At 69.8% G+C, this 18777-nt stretch carries 16 protein-coding genes; 6 read left to right on the top strand and 10 right to left on the bottom strand.

What is annotated here, in order from left to right:
- Positions 1-104: 104 nt before the first annotated feature.
- Positions 105-1493 carry an APC family permease gene (locus tag ACFVXA_RS06865; protein WP_389939337.1) on the bottom strand — a complete coding sequence of 463 codons (1389 nt, stop codon included), beginning with the start codon at positions 1491-1493 and terminating at the stop codon, positions 105-107.
- 96 nt (positions 1494-1589) lie between these two features.
- Between ACFVXA_RS06865 and ACFVXA_RS06860 the strand changes: the two genes are divergently transcribed.
- Together ACFVXA_RS06860 and ppgK are read left to right on the top strand one after the other, a co-directional pair.
- Positions 1590-2606: a 4-hydroxy-3-methylbut-2-enyl diphosphate reductase gene (locus ACFVXA_RS06860; RefSeq protein WP_362029374.1), complete on the top strand. Its 1017-nt coding sequence runs from the start codon at positions 1590-1592 to the stop codon at positions 2604-2606.
- A 29-nt stretch (positions 2607-2635) separates the two neighbouring features.
- The gene (gene ppgK / locus ACFVXA_RS06855; protein ID WP_362029377.1) at positions 2636-3385 is read left to right on the top strand and encodes a polyphosphate--glucose phosphotransferase; all 750 of its coding nucleotides are present in this window, start codon (positions 2636-2638) and stop codon (positions 3383-3385) included.
- A gap of 179 nt (positions 3386-3564) precedes the next feature.
- Here the strand turns inward: ppgK and ACFVXA_RS06850 are convergent, their stop codons facing one another.
- Positions 3565-4164, bottom strand: a complete 600-nt coding sequence (locus ACFVXA_RS06850) for a DUF6542 domain-containing protein (RefSeq protein WP_390024063.1) — start codon at positions 4162-4164, stop codon at positions 3565-3567.
- A gap of 252 nt (positions 4165-4416) precedes the next feature.
- Between ACFVXA_RS06850 and ychF the strand changes: the two genes are divergently transcribed.
- The 4 genes from ychF to ACFVXA_RS06830 all read left to right on the top strand — a co-directional run bounded on the left by ychF (position 4417) and on the right by ACFVXA_RS06830 (position 8060).
- A complete protein-coding gene (gene ychF, locus ACFVXA_RS06845; RefSeq protein WP_362029382.1) occupies positions 4417-5505 on the top strand; it encodes a redox-regulated ATPase YchF in 1089 nt (362 codons plus the stop codon).
- Positions 5506-5697: 192 nt separating this feature from the next.
- Positions 5698-5982 carry a hypothetical protein gene (locus ACFVXA_RS06840; RefSeq protein ID WP_362029385.1) on the top strand — a complete coding sequence of 95 codons (285 nt, stop codon included), beginning with the start codon at positions 5698-5700 and terminating at the stop codon, positions 5980-5982.
- The gene (locus ACFVXA_RS06835) at positions 5964-6377 is read left to right on the top strand and encodes a DNA-binding protein (protein ID WP_390024061.1); all 414 of its coding nucleotides are present in this window, start codon (positions 5964-5966) and stop codon (positions 6375-6377) included. The genes ACFVXA_RS06840 and ACFVXA_RS06835 overlap by 19 nt, the downstream gene beginning before the upstream one ends.
- 675 nt (positions 6378-7052) lie before the next feature.
- Positions 7053-8060 carry an alpha/beta fold hydrolase gene (locus ACFVXA_RS06830; protein WP_390024059.1) on the top strand — a complete coding sequence of 336 codons (1008 nt, stop codon included), beginning with the start codon at positions 7053-7055 and terminating at the stop codon, positions 8058-8060.
- Between the two features lie 497 nt (positions 8061-8557).
- On the opposite strand, the gene ACFVXA_RS06825 is transcribed toward ACFVXA_RS06830, so the two are convergent.
- From ACFVXA_RS06825 to ACFVXA_RS06790, 8 genes are all read right to left on the bottom strand, one after another.
- On the bottom strand, positions 8558-8875 hold the full coding sequence (locus ACFVXA_RS06825; protein WP_390024057.1) for a hypothetical protein: 318 nt from the start codon (positions 8873-8875) through the stop codon (positions 8558-8560).
- 85 nt (positions 8876-8960) lie between these two features.
- Positions 8961-10361, bottom strand: coding sequence for a DUF6177 family protein (locus tag ACFVXA_RS06820; protein ID WP_389747107.1), 1401 nt, complete (start codon positions 10359-10361; stop codon positions 8961-8963).
- Positions 10361-14341: a type VII secretion protein EccCa gene (gene eccCa, locus ACFVXA_RS06815; RefSeq protein WP_384018391.1), complete on the bottom strand. Its 3981-nt coding sequence runs from the start codon at positions 14339-14341 to the stop codon at positions 10361-10363. The genes ACFVXA_RS06820 and eccCa overlap by 1 nt, the downstream gene beginning before the upstream one ends.
- Before the next feature lie 43 nt (positions 14342-14384).
- Entirely contained in the window at positions 14385-15308 is a 924-nt protein-coding gene (locus tag ACFVXA_RS06810; RefSeq protein ID WP_384018389.1) for a type VII secretion protein, read from the bottom strand.
- Positions 15309-15560: 252 nt separating this feature from the next.
- On the bottom strand, positions 15561-16925 hold the full coding sequence (gene eccD, locus ACFVXA_RS06805; protein ID WP_384018386.1) for a type VII secretion integral membrane protein EccD: 1365 nt from the start codon (positions 16923-16925) through the stop codon (positions 15561-15563).
- Between the two features lie 31 nt (positions 16926-16956).
- Positions 16957-17250 carry a hypothetical protein gene (locus ACFVXA_RS06800; RefSeq protein ID WP_384018383.1) on the bottom strand — a complete coding sequence of 98 codons (294 nt, stop codon included), beginning with the start codon at positions 17248-17250 and terminating at the stop codon, positions 16957-16959.
- A 1-nt stretch (position 17251) separates the two neighbouring features.
- Entirely contained in the window at positions 17252-18130 is an 879-nt protein-coding gene (locus ACFVXA_RS06795) for an immunity 49 family protein (protein ID WP_384018380.1), read from the bottom strand.
- On the bottom strand, positions 18131-18775 hold the full coding sequence (locus ACFVXA_RS06790; RefSeq protein ID WP_384018377.1) for a hypothetical protein: 645 nt from the start codon (positions 18773-18775) through the stop codon (positions 18131-18133).
- Between the last annotated feature and the right edge of the window lie 2 nt (positions 18776-18777).

Here is an 18777-nt window from a genome sequence, read left to right as displayed (position 1 = left end):
GCTGTTCAGGCCGATGCGGGGGTCTCGGGACGGCAGTCCCCAGGTAGGGGACGCGGAGGGCAGCGGGGGCGAAAACCTGCCCGGCCGGCCCGAACGCAGGTCGGCTAGCGGGCAGGGGTGACGCGCCCCCGCTGTGCGAACAGCACCACCAGCCCCACCACCAGCCAGATCGCGCCCACGACCTGGGCCGTTCCCGACGCCTCCACGATCACCGCGAGGGTGATCGCGGCGCCGAGGACGGGGATCAGGACGTGCCGCCACCACACCACCGGCCCACCCCGACGCCGTACGGCGAACCACCCGACCACGCTCGCGTGCAGCAGCGTGAACGCGGTCAGCGCACCGATGTCGACCACCGACACCAGCTTGTCGAGACCGTCGTCCCGCCGCGCCGCCCACACCGCGGCGACCAACGTGATGACCGCCGCGCACAGCAGCGCCGCCCGCGGCACCCCGGAGTCGGTCCGCGACAGCGCCCGCGGCAGCCGCCGGTCGCGGGCCATCGCGAACACCAGCCGCCCGGCCGCGGCCTGCCCGGCGAGCGCGGCGAACGCCGCCCCGATCGCCTTGCTGACGGCCACCAGATTGTGCAGCCAGGGGCCGACCGAGGAGTCCACGGCGTCGTAGAAGGCCGACCCCTGCCTGCCGGGATCCGCGGCCAGCCGCGCGGACGACAGCGGCTCGAGGAGCGCCACCAGATAGCTCTGGACAACGAACAGCACACCCGCGAGCGCCAGACAGAACAGCACCGCCCGGGCCACCTTCTCCGAACCCCCGGTGACCTCCTCCGCGAAGGAGGCGATCGCGTCGAACCCCAGATACGACAGCACCGCGATCGACACGGCGCCGATCACCGCCGACAGGGCGAACGCGCCCTGCGAGCCGTCGCCGGACAGCGGGGACAGCCAGCCGCGGTGAGCCCCGTCGCGCGCCAGCATGACGAGGGCCGAGACGACGAAGACAAGGAGGACCACGATCTCCATCGCGAGCACCAGGAAGCCGACTCGGGCCGCCGCCCGTACGCCCCACAGGTTCAGCAGGGTCGTGACGACCACGGCCAGCGTCGTCCACACCCACCGGGAGACCCCCGGGACCAGGGAGTTCATCGCGATCCCGGAGAAGAGGTAGGCGACCGCCGGGATGAGCAGGTAGTCCAGCATCGCCATCCACCCGGCGACGAAGCCGGCCTCGTTTCCGAGCCCCACGCGCGCGTAGGCGAACACCGAACCCGCCTGAGGGACCACGCGGACCATCTGCGCGTAGCTGAACGCGGTGAACGCCATCGCGACCGTGGCGACGACATAGACCAGCGCCACCGCCCCGTGCGACTTGGCGTCGAGGGTCCCGAAGACACCGACCGGCGCCATCGGGGCGATGAACAGCAGCCCGTAGACGACCAGGTCCCGGAAGCCGAGGCTGCGCCGCAGCGAGTGCTCCTCGGCGGAGCCGGCGGTCGTGCCCGCGGCGTCTGTCGCGGGCTCCGTGTCGGACATCGTGCCTCCCGGGGGTCGCGCGGGGCCCCACCCCTCCCAGCTCCCCCTCAGTCTCCCCAAGGAGGCGATCTTTGACCCGCCGAGCGCGGCCTTACGATGGGGTGCATGACTGCTTCGCCTGGCCGCCGTGTCCTGCTCGCCGCCCCCCGGGGCTACTGCGCGGGCGTGGACCGCGCCGTGATCGCCGTCGAGAAGGCCCTTGAGCAGTACGGGGCCCCGATCTATGTCCGTCACGAGATCGTTCACAACAAGTACGTCGTGCAGACCCTGGAGAAGAAGGGGGCGATCTTCGTCGAGCAGACGGCGGAGGTCCCCGAGGGCTCCATCGTCATGTTCTCGGCGCACGGGGTCGCCCCGGTCGTCCATGACGAGGCCGCCGCCGGCAAGCTCGCCACCATCGACGCGACCTGCCCGCTGGTCACCAAGGTCCACAAGGAAGCCGTCCGCTTCGCGAACGAGGACTTCGACATCCTCCTCATCGGCCACGAGGGCCACGAGGAGGTCATCGGCACCTCCGGCGAGGCGCCCGACCACATCACCCTGGTCGACGGCCCCGAGGACGTCGCCAAGGTCGAGGTCCGCGACCCGTCCAAGGTGGTCTGGCTCTCCCAGACCACGCTGTCGGTCGACGAGACCATGGAGACGGTCGACGCGCTGAAGGAGAAGTTCCCGCAGCTGATCTCCCCGCCGAGCGACGACATCTGCTACGCCACACAGAACCGTCAGCTCGCCGTGAAGCAGATGGGTGCGGAGGCCGACCTGGTGATCGTGGTCGGATCCCGCAACTCCTCCAACTCCAAGCGGCTCGTCGAGGTCGCCAAGCTCGCGGGTGCGCGCGAGGCGTACCTCGTGGACTTCGCCGACGAGATCGACGAGGCGTGGCTGGAGGGAGCGACGACGGTCGGCGTCACCTCGGGCGCGTCCGTCCCGGAGATCCTGGTCGAGCAGGTCCTGGAGTTCCTGTCGCGGCGCGGTTTCGAGGACGTGGAGCTCGTCAAGGCGGCCGAGGAGTCCATCACCTTCTCGCTGCCGAAGGAACTCCGCCGTGACCTGCGGGCGGAGGCGGCCGCGCTGGTCGAGCAGCGGACGGCTACCGCTCAGTCCGCTGAGTGACTGTCCGTCGTACGACGTAACGTAGGGCCATGCAGATCTTCGGCGTGGACATTGGCGGATCCGGGATCAAGGGTGCCCCCGTGGACCTGGATCGCGGGGACCTGGCCCAGGAGCGCTACAAAGTGCTCACTCCGCATCCGGCGACGCCCGACGCGGTGGCCGACGGCGTGAAGGAGGTCGTCGGCCACTTCGGCTGGACGGGGGCGGTCGGCATCACCTTCCCCGGAGTGGTCACCGGCGGTGCCACCATCCGGACGGCGGCCAATGTCGACAAGAACTGGATCGACACCGACGCGCGCGCTCTGCTGGGCGAGCGGCTGGGCGGCCTCCCGGTGACCGTGCTGAACGACGCGGACGCTGCGGGCGTCGCCGAGATGCAGTTCGGTGCCGGGCGCGACCGTCAGGGCACGGTCATCCTCCTCACCTTCGGCACGGGCATCGGCAGCGCCCTCTTCATCGACGGCGACCTGGTCCCCAACACGGAGCTGGGCCATCTGGAGCTGGGCGGCCACGAGGCCGAGAAGCGCGCCTCCACCAAGGCCAAGGAGGACCACGAGCTGTCCTGGGAGCGCTGGGCCAACCGCGTCCAGAAGTACCTCGCCCATGTCGAGATGCTCTTCTCCCCGGAACTCTTCATCATCGGCGGCGGCGTCAGCCGCAAGGCCGACAAATTCCTCCCCCTCATCCAGGACATCAAGGCGGAGATCGTCCCGGCCCAGCTCCAGAACAACGCGGGGATCGTGGGAGCGGCGATGCGTGCGGCGAAGTCCGCGACGTAATCCTTGCCACGGGGGCGCGGGCCCACTTCTGGGCTCGGGCTTTCCTGGGCCCTGGTTTGCCTGGGGCCCTGTTTGCGGTCGGTCCCTGTCTGCCGTGGGTCCCTGTGTTCCTTGGGTCCCGCTACGTCCCTGGGGCGCCGGCTTGGCCTGGCCCGAGTGTTTCGGGTCCGGCTATCCCGTTATCCCGTCGGGCGAGAGGGACGGGCGGGTGGGAGGGGGCGTCGGGAAGCGGCGGCTGCGGCTCGGCGCTGGGCCGCTCGACGGGCCATCAGGCGGAGCTTGCGGACGGTCACGATCAGACCGGCGATCAGCGTCCCCCCGTACAGCCAGCCCGCCTGGAGGGCGAGCGCGGTGATCAGCCCCATCGCGCGGCCCGCGACGCCGCCCCCGCTGCTGTCGGCGACCGGCAGCAGCCCGAAGGCGAACGCGATCGGTACGACCACGGGCACGGTCACCAGGTCACCCCGCCGCACCCACACCGCCGTCAGCGCGCACACCGGCAGGAACAGCACCCCGTACACCACCAGCGACGCCCCGAACAGCAACTGGTCCAGACAGGCGAGCGCGAACATGGACGCCCCGCAGAACAGCCCGCTGCCCAGCCCGGTGAGCCGGGGATTCGGCATCCGCCGCGCCGCCCGGACCAGCGGCGGCGCGGGCCGCCGTGCCGCCGGGGCACCCCGCCGCACATCGGCGCCCACGCGCCGGCCGCCCTGCGCGGGAACGGGCATGCCGCGTCGCGGTCGGTACTGAGGGGGACGCGTCCTGTGTTGCTCCACCGGACCAACTTAGGTCGGTTTATGTGTGGAATAGCCCCTCAGACACGCCGAAGACCAGCCAGAAGACGAGCCGCAGGACAAGCCGAAGACAAGCGAGGACAAGCGCAGACGAGCTGAAGAAGCGCCGTTGGGCAGAGCTTGGCCAAGCGTTCGATACGTCGCCGGGGCGCGCCCGGGCACGCCGTAGACTGGTGGATCGGCCCGCGCTCTCCGAGGGCCCCTCGCCCATCCTCACGTACGGGAAGTCGCAACGTGTCGCTCACGATCGGAATCGTCGGTCTGCCGAATGTCGGCAAGTCGACCCTGTTCAACGCCCTGACCAAGAACGACGTGCTCGCGGCCAACTACCCGTTCGCCACGATCGAGCCGAACGTGGGCGTGGTCGGCGTCCCCGACCCGCGCCTCACCAAATTGGCCGAGATCTTCTCCTCGCAGCGCGTCCTCCCGGCGACCGTCGACTTCGTCGACATCGCGGGCATCGTGAAGGGCGCCTCGGAGGGTGAGGGCCTGGGCAACAAGTTCCTCGCGAACATCCGTGAGTCCGACGCGATCTGCCAGGTCATCCGAGCCTTCAGGGACGAGAACGTCGTGCACGTCGACGGCAAGGTCTCGCCCAAGGACGACATCGAGACGATCAACACCGAGCTGATCCTCGCCGACCTCCAGACGATCGAGAAGGTCCTGCCGCGCCTCCAGAAGGAGTCGCGCATCAAGAAGGACATCGCTCCCAAGGTCGCGGCGGTCGAGGCGGCGAAGGAGATCCTGGAGAAGGGCGACACCCTCTTCTCGCAGGGCATCGTCCAGGGCTCCGGCAACGAGGAGCTGCTGCACGACCTGCACCTGCTCACCACCAAGCCGTTCCTGTACGTCTTCAACGTCGACGAGGACGAGCTGACCGACGAGGACTTCAAGAACGAACAGCGCGCCCTGGTCGCCCCCGCCGAGGCGATCTTCCTCAACGCCAAGCTGGAGGCGGACCTCGCCGAGCTCGACGAGGAGGACGCGATGGAGCTCCTGGAGTCGGTGGGCGCCGAGGAGCCCGGCCTGACCACCCTGGCCCGCGTCGGTTTCAACACCCTCGGCCTCCAGACCTACCTGACGGCAGGCCCCAAGGAATCCCGCGCCTGGACCATCAAGAAGGGCGCCACCGCCCCCGAGGCCGCCGGAGTCATCCACACCGACTTCCAGAAGGGCTTCATCAAGGCCGAGGTCATCTCCTTCGCCGACCTCGTCGAGACCGGCTCGGTCGCCGAGTCCCGCGCCAAGGGCAAGGCCCGCATGGAGGGCAAGGACTACGTCATGCAGGACGGCGATGTGGTGGAGTTCCGGTTCAATGTGTAGCGGCTGACGCTGATCTGGCACATATGCAGGTCAGGAGGGGTCCGACTCTTCGGAGTCGGGCCCTTTGTTTTTTCCCGTGCTGGGATGGTGCTGGGATGGGATGAGAACGCCCGTACTGGGACGTGCACTGTTCGGCGCTTGCGGGCGGCACCGACCGTGGCACTTTTCCTACTCGTTTGACACACTCGAGGCATGGGTGAGACGACGTACAGCATCGGGGAAGGGCCGGCGACGCGGGTGAGCCTGTCGCTGCCGGAGGGGACCGCAGAGGCGATCCGGGCGCGGGTGGGCAAGCGGGAGTTCTCCGCGTTCATTGCCGGGGCGGTCGAGCGTGAGTTGCGCGGCCAGGTCCTTGACGAGTACTTGGCGGACTACGAGAGCCGCAAGGGGCCGGTCTCTGAGCAGGCTCGTCAGCGGGCGCGGCAGGTCTTCGACGAGGTGTTCGCCGAGGAGGCCGAGTGGCCCGCCGCAGGCTGAGTCACGAGGGAACTCTGGTCCTCGACAGCGAAGGGCTCTCAAAGCTGCTCGCCGACGACGAGCAGGTGGTGGCTCTGGTCGCTGAGGCACGCTCGCGCGGCATGGAGGTCGTGATCAGTGCGCTCACCATCATTGAGGCTGTCCACGCGCGTACGAACAAGTCTCGCCTGAACTGGATGCTCTCCGGGCTGCGCGTAGTTCCGGTGGGCGACGAGGAGGCGAGGGCGGCCTCGAAGCTGCTGATGAATGCCGGCTTGCACGGGCGCAAGTACGCGATCGACGCGGCGGTCGCCGAGGCCGCGCTGCGACAGCACCGCCCCGTGGTCATGTTGACCTCCGATATCGACGACATGACCAAGCTCTGCGGCGATCGCGTCCGGCTCGTGGCGGTGTGATCTCCCTTTGTTCGGCGCTGGAGAGATAGCTGGCTAGGTACCAGGGGTCGACGAGTTCCCGATCGGTGACCCGCAGGTGGTGGAGGCCCGCCGTCGGGAACACCCCCGCATCCGCGTCGGTGGCGACACGGGCCTGCATCTCACGGGCGACGGTCGGCAGCAGGATGTCGCCTTCACGCACGGGCGGACAGCGCACGGGATCCTCGGGGGCGGGCCCGATGCCAGCTGCGGGGCGCCCGTCCAGCACGTCTTCGGCGGTGAGGAAGCGTGCCTCGGCGGGGCCGGAAGGTTCGTCGTTCTCCGCGTGCCGGCTGGATCGGGGCTGGAGGGCGCTGAACACACGGCGAGCGGAACGCAGGGTCGCGGTGAAAGGGACCCGCTCGGGGGCGAGTTGGCGGGTGGCAGCGGTTCTCTGCATCGGATCCCGCAGTGCATGGTGGGCCAGGGCACGGCCCCAGTCCGCGTCGCCCCCGTCGGCGCGATTCACTCCTCAGGTCCGCCGCCAGTCGGGCCAGTGCTTGCGTGTGGCGTTGGGCGGTCATCGGAATGCGCACGGGGTGCGACGTAGGTTCCGGACACCCGTCGCCTCCGGCGTTCACTCTCAGGGCCCACTGAAATCACCCGGTTGGAGTGCTCGCCGAGCCTGCCGGTGCGGACGCGTGAACACTCCGTGTCATGGATCTCACGGAAAGCGAGAACGGCATGGCCGCATCTCCGGTCCTCGGTTCACGGCGCCGAATACGTCGCGCACACGTCATGGCGGCCGGGTGCGCCGTGGCCATGTGCACGGCCCTTGCGGCCCCCGTCGCCGCGGACGTCGGCACGACCACGACCACGACCAAACCCACCATCGTGCTGGTGCACGGGGCGTTCGCGGACGCCTCCAGCTGGAACGGGGTGGTCGAACGGCTCGAAAGCCGTGGCTACACCGTCATCGCTCCCGCCAACCCGCTGCGCGGGCTGTACAGCGACTCCACCTACATCGCCTCCGTGCTGGACAGCGTCAAGGGCCCGCTCGTGCTGGCGGGTCACTCCTACGGCGGCGCCGTGATCAGCACGGCCGCCGAGGGCAACCCTCGGGTGAAGTCCCTGGTGTACGTATCGGCACTGATGCTCGACGTGGGCGAGAGCGGAATGTCCCTGGGGGCCAAGTTCCCCAGCGAACTCGGCACCGCCACGAAGTCCGTTCCCTACCGGGCCGGCGGCGTCAGCGGGACGGACCTGTACCTCAAGCCCGACAGGATCCACCCGGTCTTCGCCGCCGACCTGCCGGAAAGCACCACGAGGGTCATGGCGGCCACCCAACGACCCGCGGCGACGACTGCGCTCTCGGAGACGGCCAAGGTGGCCGCCTGGAAGCACATCCCGTCGTGGTTCCTCGTCGCGAAGCAGGACAAAGCCATCAATCCCGACCAGGAACGCTTCGAGGCGAAACGCGCGGGTTCCCACACGGTGGAGATCGACTCCTCCCACGTGGCCATGGTCTCCCACCCCGACGCGGTCACCGACCTCCTCGTCCAAGCCGCCACGGCGGCCGGTTCCGCCCGGCCTGCGCTGGCCGCCTCCGGCACCACCCAAGACGCCCGGGCCGAGACCGCGCTCACCGGGATCGCCGTCGGCTCGTTGATCGCCGGTACGGGAGCCGTCCTCCTGGCCCGCCGCATGAGGCGCTCCCGGCCCTGAAATGGCGCGCGGCACTGTGACGCGTAGGGGCTCTCCGGACGGCCTCGCGCCGCCGGAGCGCTCAGCCCTTGAGGGTGGCGGCAATTCCCTCGGCCAGTGGGATCGACGGAACGAAACCGAGTTCCGCGCGGGCCCGTCGACCGACCCGGAAGAGGTCGCCACCAGGGCCAGATGAGGTTCACCGGTTGCGAACCGGGAGGCCAGGAACTCGTCGGCGCGAAGAGACTCGGCGGTGGGCGGCGTCCAGCTCTCGGGGGAGGGACGGCTGCCGACACCGAGGAGGACCTAGACCGCACAACAAGCGGCCACGCAGGCGAGGACGAGCACCCCAGCCGCACGGCGTTTCGCAAGCCGCGCCGGGACCGTCCGTCCACCGAACCGCAGGTCTGTCGTGTGCCCCTCCCGAGGAGCGATCTCGGCAGGCGTTGATCGCTTCACCTGAGTAGGTGGCTACGCGGCGATATCCCTCGAAGGGGGTGGGCGTAGCGCCGACTGCCTCAGCTGCTGGTTCTGCGGAAGCTGTCGACGGGGCCGCCCGAGCCGCCTTCGGGGCCCTTCCAGTCAAGGGCGAGGGCGTCCTCGCCCCTCATGTGGAGGGTGCCTTTGCCTCGGCCGCCGTCGCTGCCGCTCTTGCACGACAAGGTCAGGGTCGGAGTCTCCTTACCGTCTGTCTTTCCAGGCTTGAGCGTGCCGGTGCAGTCGAGCTTGCTGCCCTTGGCCGTGACGTCGCCGTCGGAGACGGTCAGGGTCTTGAGGGTGTTGCCGGACGGTGTGTTGAGGATGGTCTCCCAGGAGCCGGTTGCCCGCTCGATCACGGTCCGTGTGGCGGACTGGCTCGAACTCGGCTTTTGCCGACCGGCCTCGGCGCTCGCTCCGCTCTTCTTCGGGTCGTCGGATCCGTCATTTTGTTGTTCCTGGAGCAGCCTTGAGGTGGGCTGCGAGTTGCTGAAGGGTGGTCCAGGCTTGGGGGCTGATCCCGTCACCGAGGGGGTAGAGCAACGCGGGCTTGGCCTCGGGGCCCAGTTGAGCCGGTCGGACGTTGATGGGTGGCCGGCGTGCGTGGGCGAGCCCGATGGTGCGTACGTCGTCGGGGCCCAGGGTGAAGGAGTGGGGGATGGGCGGGGCCTCCAGGCGCGGGGGCGTGGTGAGGTCGCGGCGGGCCGGGCGCAGGGACGTGAGCATCGTGGCGAGGCCGTGGTCGGTGACCAGCGTCTCGGCAAGGGCTTCGATCGCTTCGAGTGGCGGGGTTTCGTTCTCGCCGTAGCCGAGGGTGAGTTTGATGTCCTCCTCCACGCCGGTCGCCGTGCGGGTCACGCGCGTGGTGGCCATCGCCGGGCGGTCGGGGTGGCCGACTGCGATCACGTGTGTCGGCTGAGGAGCTCGGTCGCGGGCGAGGTCGGTCAACTGGCGTGGGGACCAAGGCAGGTTGACAGGCTCCGCCGTGCCCCAGCCGGCGGGTGGGGCTCCGGTCAGGGTCTTCCAGGCCGTTTCCAGTGCGCGGCCGAGGAGCAGGTACTCGTCCGCGGGATGCAGGGTGCGGAACGCCACGATGAGTTGGCGTTCGGTGGACGGAGTGACGTCGGCGAACGTCTCGGCCACGGTCGGTTTGCCGTCCGCGGTGAGGTCGGGCGCGAAGGTGCCGTTCTGCCAGCGCAGTGCGGCACCGGACAGTCCGTCGTAGTAGCCGCAGTCCCGGTCCTGGACGACCCAGCGGTTGGGGACGTGGGCGAGTGTGGTGCGGGCGGGCAGGCTCAGTCGTACGTGGGGCGGGGTGACGATCTGCAGGGCGCGGCCGGCCGCGGACGTGACGCGCAGGACGTCCGAGAGCCAGGAGGTCAGCGCGACCACGGGCCGGTCGATCAGGACGACGGCGGTGCTGTCGGTCAGCACGTCCACGGCGGGTTCACCGGCACTGGGTGCCGGTACGGCGTTGGTGTCGACGACCTCGGTGGTGGCCGCTTCGGGCGGCCAAGTAGTGCCGCCCAGCAGCGCGTTGAGTCGCCCGCACACGGATCCGGCGAGGCGCTCGGCCTCGGGGACCGCGGTGGAGGCGCGGGCCTCGGTCCACCAGAACGGCACGGGCACATCACTGCCGAGGAGACGGAGGGCCTCGCCCGGCACCTGTACGAGTACCGGCGCCTCGACGGACACGAGGGGACGTCCGCCGGGCCCGCACAGCTGGATGACCGCGCCGTCGGCCGCCGCCGAAACGTCCGACCCGGGCCCGCTGGCATACAGCCCGGCCAGCAGGGCCCAGGCGTCGGGCATCTTCGGGGTGAGGGCGATGACGTCCTTGGTCACTACTGCTCGATCTCTTCGTCGGTCAGGGCGGTCTGGATGAGCTGGTGGTGGCGGCCACGGCGGATGAGGGTGCCGCGGCCGGGCGGTTGTGCGGAAGCGTACAGGCCGGGGAAGAGCTGGCCCTCGGTGCGGTCGCCGGTCATGAGGAGGGCGGTGGTGCCGGTCTCGCGCAGGGTGGTCAGCAGTGGTTCGTACAGGGCGCGGGAGGACCCGGCGACGCGGCGGGCGACGACGAAGTGCAGGCCGATGTCCTGGGCTGAGGAGATGTACGGCAGGAAGGGGGCCAGGGGCTGCTGGCCTGCGGTGGTGAGGATGTCGTAGTCGTCGATCAGGATCACGATCCGCGGCCCGGTGAACGTGGGCTCCGTACCGGTCGAGTCGGGGTCCGCCGTCTCCGGCAGGCGCTTTTCCAGCTCGGTCGCGATGCCGGTGGCGAGGGCCGCGGCGAGTTTGGCGTTGTGGGCGTAGCCGCCGCGGTAGGGCTCGGGGACCGTACCGCGCAGGCCCCGGCGTGGGTCGAAGACGCCGAAGACCAGTTCCTCGTCGCCGTACCGGTCGATGAGTTGGCGGGTTATCAGTTTCAGCAGATTGGTCTTGCCGCACTCGTTGTCGCCCAGGATCAGCAGGTGCTGGTCGCTTCCGAACAGATCGAGCAGGGCTGGGGCCAGCGCGTCCTGGTCGACGCCGAGCGGCACACGGCGGGGCTCGGTGACGAGGGACGGCAGTTGCGCTGCGGGCAGTCGGGTCGGCAGCACCCGTACAGGGGCCGCGAGTTCACCGTGCCAGGTCGCCCGGATCGTCCGTGCGGCCTCTTCCAGCGCCGGGCCGAGGTCGCCCGTAGACGGGGATGCGTCGATGCGGGGCAGTGCGACCTGCGCGAACAGCTTGCCGTCGGTCAGGACACGGCCCGGGGTGTCGGGGGAGAGCGTCTGGGACAGTTTGCGGTCGATGGAGGAGTCGGCCGGGTCGTTCAGGCGCAGCTCGACGCGGGTACCGAACATGGACTGGGTGGCGATGCGCACGTCGTTCCAGCGCAGCATCCCGGCGACGATGTGGATGCCATAGCCGCCGCCACGCTTGAGGAGGTCGGCCACGGTGTCGTCGAGTTCGGCGAACTCGTCGCGCAGCGCGCCGAATCCGTCGATGAGCAGCACGATGTCGGTCGAGCCGAGCTGCGGCAGCTTGCCCTGGGCACGCAGGCGGCGCAACTGATCGACGGAGTCGATGCCGTGCGCGCGGAAGAGTTCCTCGCGTTCGGCGAGCATGGTGCGGACCTCGGCGACGGTCCGGGCGGCCCGCTCGTGGTCGGCGCGTCCAGCGATACCGCCTACGTGCGGCAGACCGGCCAGTGCGGACAGGCCGCCGCCGACCAGGTCGAGGCCGTAGACGGCGACGTCGTACGGGGTGTGGGCCGTGGCCAGCGACAGCGCGAGGGTTCGCAGGAGAGTGGTCTTGCCCGACTGCGGGCCGCCGATCACCGCAGCGTGGCCGCCGGCGACTGTGAGATCCAGCAGCCACCGGCCCTGCCACTGCGTGGCCGGATCATCGAGAATGCCCAGCGGAACCTGCATCGCTTCCGCCCGCCCGGCGAGGTGCAGCCCGCGCTCCGACACCTGTATCGGCCCTGCGGCGGCGTCCAGCGTGACGGCGTTGGGCAGCGGCGGAAGCCAAATTCGGCGCACTGGCGGTGCGGCGGTGGCTAGTTGGTCAACCATGACCGACATGACGGTCGGTCCGCTCTCGCGCTTGGCGGCGGCGGGTTCCTCCGCGGCCTCGCCGTGGGGTGCGTCGAGCGTGTTGAAGGTGGGATACGGCCAGGCGAGCGGCTCGTCGCCCGCGTCCTCCAGCAGGGCCGGGCCGCGGTAGGCGCCGGAGACGTAGCCCGCCTTGAAACGCTCGTACGTCGAGGTGTCGACCTTCAGATAGCCGAATCCCGGCAGCGGCGGCAGATGGAAGGCGTCGGTGGTGTCCAGTACGGTGCGCGACTCGTCGGCGGAGAAGGTACGCAGTCCGAGGCGGTACGAGAGATAGGTGTCCAGGCCCTTGAGTTTGCCGCCCTCGATGCGCTGACTGGACAGCAGCAGATGGACGCCGATAGAGCGGCCGATGCGGCCGATGGACAGGAACAGGTCGATGAAGTCCGGCTTGGCGGTGATCAGTTCGCCGAACTCGTCGATGACGACGAACAGGTGCGGCAGCGGTTCCAGGTCGGGGCGATGGGCGGCGCGCAGGGCTGCGTAGTGCCCGATGTCGGCGACATTGCCCGCGTCCTTCAGCACCTGCTGACGGCGCTTGACCTCGCCGGCGAGGCTGCTGTGGACGCGTTCGACGAGTCCGGCCTGGTTCTCCAGGTTCGTGATCACACCGGCCACGTGCGGGAGGTCGGTGAACGGGGCGAAGGTGGCGCCGCCCTTGTAGTCCACCAGGACCAGAGCCAGGTCCTCGGGAGAGTGGGTAGCGGTGAGCGCGAGGACGAGAGTGCGCAGCAGCTCGCTCTTGCCGGAGCCGGTCGCCCCCACACACAGCCCGTGCGGGCCCATGCCCAGCTCGGAGGACTCCTTCAGGTCCAGCAGCACCGGCTCGTGGCGGTCCGTCAGGCCGATGGGGACGCGGAGGAATTCACGTTCACTGCGCGGCGCCCAGAGCCGGGATATGTCGAGCGCGGCCGGGTCCTGAATGCCCAGCAGGCCGGGGAAGTCCACCGGCCCGGAGATCGGGGTGCCCTCGGATGCGGACTCCGCCGACAACCTGAGCGGGGCCAGCAGTCGGGCGATCCCTTCGGCGCCCGGGGTGCTGACCGCGTCCGACGTTCCGTGGGCGACGGGTGCCGACCGCAGATCCTCCACAGCGATCCGGTCGCCGTCGACGGTGATGCGGACGGTCACCTGGTCCGGCTCGTGCACCTGCTGCTCCAGCAGGTGCAGCACGGTGATGCCCATGTCCGGCAGGTCAACTGCCGGGTCCGGGCGAGGCAGCTCGGCGGATGTTTCGCCGTACTCGTCGCTGACGACCAGCAGTCGACCGGTCAGCCGCAGCGCGCCTCGGTCCGACAGCCCGCGCCGCACCTCCGCCGCGTACGAGGCACGCTGCCGCAGATCATGCCGGCACAGCGCCGCCAACTGGGCGAGGCTCGGGGCGATCCGGCGGGCGGCGACCGGCCCGTCGTGCTCGGACGGATCGAGCACGTGGGGCAGCCACTTGGCCCACTCCCATTCGGCCAGTTGCTCGCCGGGTATGCCGAGTGCGACGGCGACATCGTTGGGGGCGTGCGTAACCGCGGTCTGGATCAGCAGCGCGCGGGCGACCCGCAGTACTCCCTCGCGGTCCCCGACGACGCTGACGTTGCCCGCCCGGTCCAGCGGCACGGTGAGCGGGAAGTCCGTCGCCGTGGCGAACCGGTTCTGCAGGGCACGGGCCTCGTTGAGCATGAAGGGGTCCGGCGGGGTCAGGACCCCGCCCGCGCTGTTCTGGCCGACCACCAGCTCCTGCACCGGGACATCGCCCGTGCCGACCCGTACCCGCAGGAAGTCCGCGTCCTGGCGGCGCCGCTCCCACAGGCGCGCCGGATCGCGTACGAGGTCGTACAGGGCCTCCGGCGGAGGGTTGAGGACTCGCGACTGTCGGCGCAGCTCCCGCTCGCCCGTGCCCAACTCCTCGCGGAGTTCCTCCAGATACTCCAAGTACCGCTCGCGCTGGGTGCGCCGGGTGCGCTGCGCCTTGCCCCGCTGGGACAGGAACAGTGCCACCGCACCGAGCAGCGCGAAGACCAGCACGATCGCGCCGAGGGCTGCGAACTGGCTGTTGCGGATGATGGTCATCATCACGACCGAGCCCATGACACCGGCCATGGGCAGCAGCGCGGTCGCCGCGTTTCCCAGCTTGCCCTCGGGCAGGTTCGGCGGCGGCTCGATCGTGCGCGGCTGGGCGGGGGCGAGGGGGCGGGTGGAGCGCGCGGGCCGGTGGATGAGGCGCTGGGTCACGGACGGACCCTTTCTCGTACGGGTCCTGAAGCCTGACTTGGGGTCATCGAACCCTCACCGCACGCTGCATCGCCTCCGCGGCGAGCCGGACCGTGGCGTCGCGAGTGTCCTCACCGAGCATCTCGGTACGTATCGGGCCGCCTCCGGCAAGATGACGGTCGTAAGGGAGGGGCACGACGGTGACTCCCGTCTCCCGCAGGTGCGCGGCAGCTGCCTTCCCGTCGAGGATCAGGTCGGGTGAGTTAGCGGTGAGGGCGACTACGGTCGAGGCCAGGGCCGAGTGCGGCAGCTGGGCCAGCCAGTCCAGGACCAGGCGCGTGCCGTTGACGCCCTCGGCGGTCGTCGGAGCGACCACGACACGGGCGTGGGCGGTGTCCATGGCAGTACGCGCCACCTCGCCGGGCAGGCACTCGCAGTCCACGACCGTCACCGCGAAATAGCGCCGCAGTGCCAGCGTGACGGTGCGGTAGGTGCGTATGTCCAGCGGGGCGCCGACGTGTCCTTGACTCGCGGGCAGCAGCCAGCCGCCGTCGGTCACGGGAACCAGGTAGCCGGTGACATCGGTGAGTTGCATCGCCGGGGTGAGTATCTGTGCCAGATCGGCGCAGGACCAGCGCACCGACTCCGCGCCCATCCGCACGGGGAGGGTGCCGAGTGCGGCATCGGCCTCCAGCGTGAGCACCGGATCGTGTCGGTAGTGGTTGAAGGTTCGGCCCAGCAGGGCGGAGACGGTCGACTTGCCCACTCCGCCCCGGATCGACGTCACTGCGATCACCCGTCCCGTGGTGACCGGCTGCTGCAACTCCCGTGCGATCCGTGTCTGTTCGGCCACATCCTGCGCTGCCGACGCGGTGAGCTTGCGTATCGAGCGGCCTGTGCGCCGGGCCATAGAGTCGCCGTGCTGGGGGCTGCCCAGGGCGTGGGAGAGGCGCGGATCGAGGGTGGGGACGGATTCCGGGGTGGGCATGGGTAGGCGGAGGTCTCGCGGAGTGCGCACCGCGGGCCGCGGATCGGGGGCGGAGCTCGGAGGTCGCGCCGGGGGATCCAGGTGCTGCCCCGATGCCGCGCCGGCAAGGCCGAGACGCGGATCGGCGGGAGGAGCGGGAGCGGGGTGTACGAGTCGCAGCGGGGGCTCCGCCGGGCGGGCCAGGCCATCGGGCTGCCCCAACTCGCGCAGCACGTCCCGCTGCCAGTCCCCTTCCTGCGCCATATCCGCCCCCTAGACGAAGGTGTCGAGCAGTCGCCCGTACACGCCGAACACCCCGAGGAGCAGCGGGAACAGGGCGATCACACCGACGGACTCGAGTACGTCCCCCACGCGTCGCAGCCGCACGCGCACATGCTCGGCCGGCTGCACCGCAAGCACCGCCAACGGCCCCGCCGCCAGCACAGTGAGCACAGCCAGCGGCCCCGCTGCGGTCGAACGCTCCAGCCACACCGAGATGAGTTGCACGGCGAGCACGGCTCCTGCAGCAAGGAGTGCCACGACCTCGGCGACCAGCGGGAAGGCGCGCGCCCGCAGCGCGAGCACCGCGGTCGTGACGGCGGCCAGCAGCACCGTCCACGCCGACGGGGACCGCAGCGCGAGCACGCCCGCCGTGGCCGCCGAAACGGCCACCGTGATCGTGGCGAGCGCCAGCCCCCGATGCGTGGCGGCGAGGGCCGCGGACACCTGATACCTGCTGACCGAGACACCACTCGACCGCCGGTCGTCGAGACCGGACAGCCCTGAGGCCATCAGTGCCAGCCGCGGCAGCACACCCAGCACCACCACCGAGACGACCACGACGAGTGCCCCGGCGCGGGCCTGCTCGGCCGCCGTCCCCGCACCCGACTGCAGCGCTATGGCGGCCTGCCAGCACAGGGTGCATCCGGTTACGGCCACGGCGCCGACCAGCCCCCCGCGCCCCAAGGGCGTGAACCAGCCGAGCAGCACGAGCATCACGACGACAGCCCCGGCCGCGCCCGCCAGCCGCACCGAGCCCGACCAGGCGTGCGCATCGGCCAGCGTCCACGCGCCGAGTACACCCAGCACCCCGGCGACGGCGATCAGGGTGGTGGCCAGACCGCGCTGCCCAGCGCGCCCGAGTAGAGCGCCGGCGAGCGCCGACACCGCGGCGACGGCGAGCAGCACTCCGCCGACGACCGTGTGCCCGCACTCGGCCCGGGCGAAGAGCCCACCGACTGCCGCCCATCCAATGGTCGCAAGCCCTGCCACGATTCGCCGCGAGGCCGGCCGCCACCGCCAGGCGCGTACATCCAGATCCTCGGCCACCTCATCGGTGACGTCATGCACCACGGGCGCCGAGGGTGCATCCTCCGCCCGCACCAGCCGCAGCACGGCGCCGTCCGGGACACCAGCCGACTCCAACGTGCTGTCGTGCGCGAGCGCGGAACCGTCCGCGGTCACGAGATGCCGCAGCTCGGGGCTGCCTGCCACCTGGTCGTCCAACAGCCGCATGACTTCCGGCAGGAGCAGTCCGACCGGCTCCTGGGACGGCAGTACGAGGTCGACCCGCCGCCGCTCCCCGACCAGAGTGACCCGGCTCAACGCCGTACGCCCACCGGTCGTCGTACGACTCATGGCCCCCGCAGCTATCACGCGTTCGAACCTATCACCGAGACGAAGGAGTTACGGAGGGTGAAGACGGCAGCGGGGAAGGCCCGAGCGAGGGCTGGGTAGACCTCCCGTACGGGCTCTTCCCGATCACTCGATGCGACACGAACGACCACCCCACGCACCCAGCGCACAACACGGCCGCGATCACGATCCCGGCGAACACCTTCCCCAGCCGCTCGTCCACCGACCGCCGCTGGCGCTGCGCCCCGAACAGCAGGGCATCCCGCAGCCGCCGACGGCGTACCGACACCGACTCCAGCAGTTGGCTGTCGTAGTCCTGAGCCGTCATGTCACGTCTCGAACTCGCCGAGCCAGCTGCGGTCGAGAAGGTTCTCGGGCAGGTACTCGGACTCCACCTCGATGGGACGTCCGGCGTCGTAGGCGAGGCATGCGATGGCCAGGGGGGCGAGCGCGACGTCACTGGTGAGGCTCTCGTGCTCCTCTTGTGCCGTCCAGTACTCCTTGTGCAGCTGAACGGCCTGCACGAGCGCCTCGTTGAACTTGGCCGGGTCCTGGCTGATGAAACGGTAGAAGAGGTTGAGCGGCGGATACAGGACCTTGAGCATCATCTCGCGGTCGATGAACCGAAGCGTGTCGGGGTCGGTCCCGTCGAACGCGGCGACGAGCTTCTCGCCCAGGCCGGGGCGCTCCAGCCAGTACGTCTGGAGCGCGTCCACCCAGTGGTAGATGTACTCCTCGAACACCGCACCTGAGGCGCGCAGCAGCTCGATCGGGACGTTGCAGAGCTGTGTCATGCGGGCCTGGTCCCGGCAGATGACCGCCAGCCAGAACGCCTCCAGCCACGTCCCGGCGTCCACGAAGTGCTTCACCCCGCAGGCGGGGATCGTCCGCTTCTTGTGGGCGATCATGCACTCGACCGTCGTCCCTTCGGGCGCGGTCGCCGAGGCGAAGAGCGCGGAGCCGACTTGCATGGCCGCGACCCATGCCTCCCAGGTCCCGCTCTTGTTTGCGGTGGGGTCGTAGAGGCAGTGGAGTTGAGCCCTGCCCAAGACGCCGCTGAAGGACAGCCCGAACATCTCAGGGGCCGTTTCAAGGCACTGGATCTGCTCGATCGTGCGGGCATCGGCCCTTCCCAGGTGCCCCTCTGGGTCGGCACTGCCCTGGTAGGGCGGGCGAGAGATCTTCGTCGGCATTGACTGTGTCTTCATTCAGAGCTTGTCCGTGACGTCGGGGCCGGAACCGTCGTCGAGCGCGTCGGGAGTCCCGATACCGAGTTCTGTCGCAAAACCGAAGTATGTGACTTCGCCTGGTTCGCCCTTCGCCCCCAGCATTGAATTGAGGTCCTGCAAAGCCGCCGCCAGCCGCGGAGCATTGTGTTGGTACACATCTGGGTGGGGTCGGCCCGCGAAGTCGAACCAGCCCCAGATGTCGTGGTGGACGGCAAGCTCGGCAGATAGGCCCACAGGGGCGGGGGAGACCGACAGGTCGACCAACCGAGGCTCGCGATGGCTGTTTCCTTCGGCGTCGATCCAGGTCCCCGACCCCACGATGTGAATGTCATCGACCTCGGCGTTCGGGAATCCCGAAGGCCGACTGTTGAGTACTCGGTCCGGGAGACGAGGGTCCCCAAGCGGAACGGTCAACGCCAGACTGGTCGTGATGTCGATGCCACCAGAGTCGAGTACATACCAGTCGTATTCGAGCCTGTGCGGTGTCAGGAGTTCATGCTTTCTGAGGATCTCTGACATTCTCGCCGCCACCGCCAGTGCGGATTCCAGGCCAGGGGGGGCTACTTCGTCGAGGTCCCAGAACCAGGAGCCGCATTCACGCGGAGCGCGCATAAGAGTCGACATGG

Source organism: Streptomyces sp. NPDC058246, assembly GCF_042881985.1.
Taxonomy (GTDB): domain Bacteria; phylum Actinomycetota; class Actinomycetes; order Streptomycetales; family Streptomycetaceae; genus Streptomyces.
This window is presented reverse-complemented; position numbering and strand designations above follow the sequence as displayed.

Excerpts from the sequence above, each read along its gene's own strand:
- ACFVXA_RS06790 (WP_384018377.1), bottom strand. The coding sequence starts at position 18,775 with ATGTCGACTCTTATGCGCGCTCCGCGTGAATGCGGCTCCTGGTTCTGG.
- ACFVXA_RS06795 (WP_384018380.1), bottom strand. The coding sequence starts at position 18,130 with ATGAAGACACAGTCAATGCCGACGAAGATCTCTCGCCCGCCCTACCAG.
- eccD (WP_384018386.1), bottom strand. The coding sequence starts at position 16,925 with ATGAGTCGTACGACGACCGGTGGGCGTACGGCGTTGAGCCGGGTCACT.
- ACFVXA_RS06810 (WP_384018389.1), bottom strand. The coding sequence starts at position 15,308 with ATGCCCACCCCGGAATCCGTCCCCACCCTCGATCCGCGCCTCTCCCAC.
- ppgK (WP_362029377.1), top strand. The coding sequence starts at position 2,636 with ATGCAGATCTTCGGCGTGGACATTGGCGGATCCGGGATCAAGGGTGCC.
- ACFVXA_RS06830 (WP_390024059.1), top strand. The coding sequence starts at position 7,053 with ATGGATCTCACGGAAAGCGAGAACGGCATGGCCGCATCTCCGGTCCTC.
- ACFVXA_RS06860 (WP_362029374.1), top strand. The coding sequence starts at position 1,590 with ATGGGGTGCATGACTGCTTCGCCTGGCCGCCGTGTCCTGCTCGCCGCC.
- ACFVXA_RS06840 (WP_362029385.1), top strand. The coding sequence starts at position 5,698 with ATGGGTGAGACGACGTACAGCATCGGGGAAGGGCCGGCGACGCGGGTG.
- ACFVXA_RS06800 (WP_384018383.1), bottom strand. The coding sequence starts at position 17,250 with ATGACGGCTCAGGACTACGACAGCCAACTGCTGGAGTCGGTGTCGGTA.
- ACFVXA_RS06865 (WP_389939337.1), bottom strand. The coding sequence starts at position 1,493 with ATGTCCGACACGGAGCCCGCGACAGACGCCGCGGGCACGACCGCCGGC.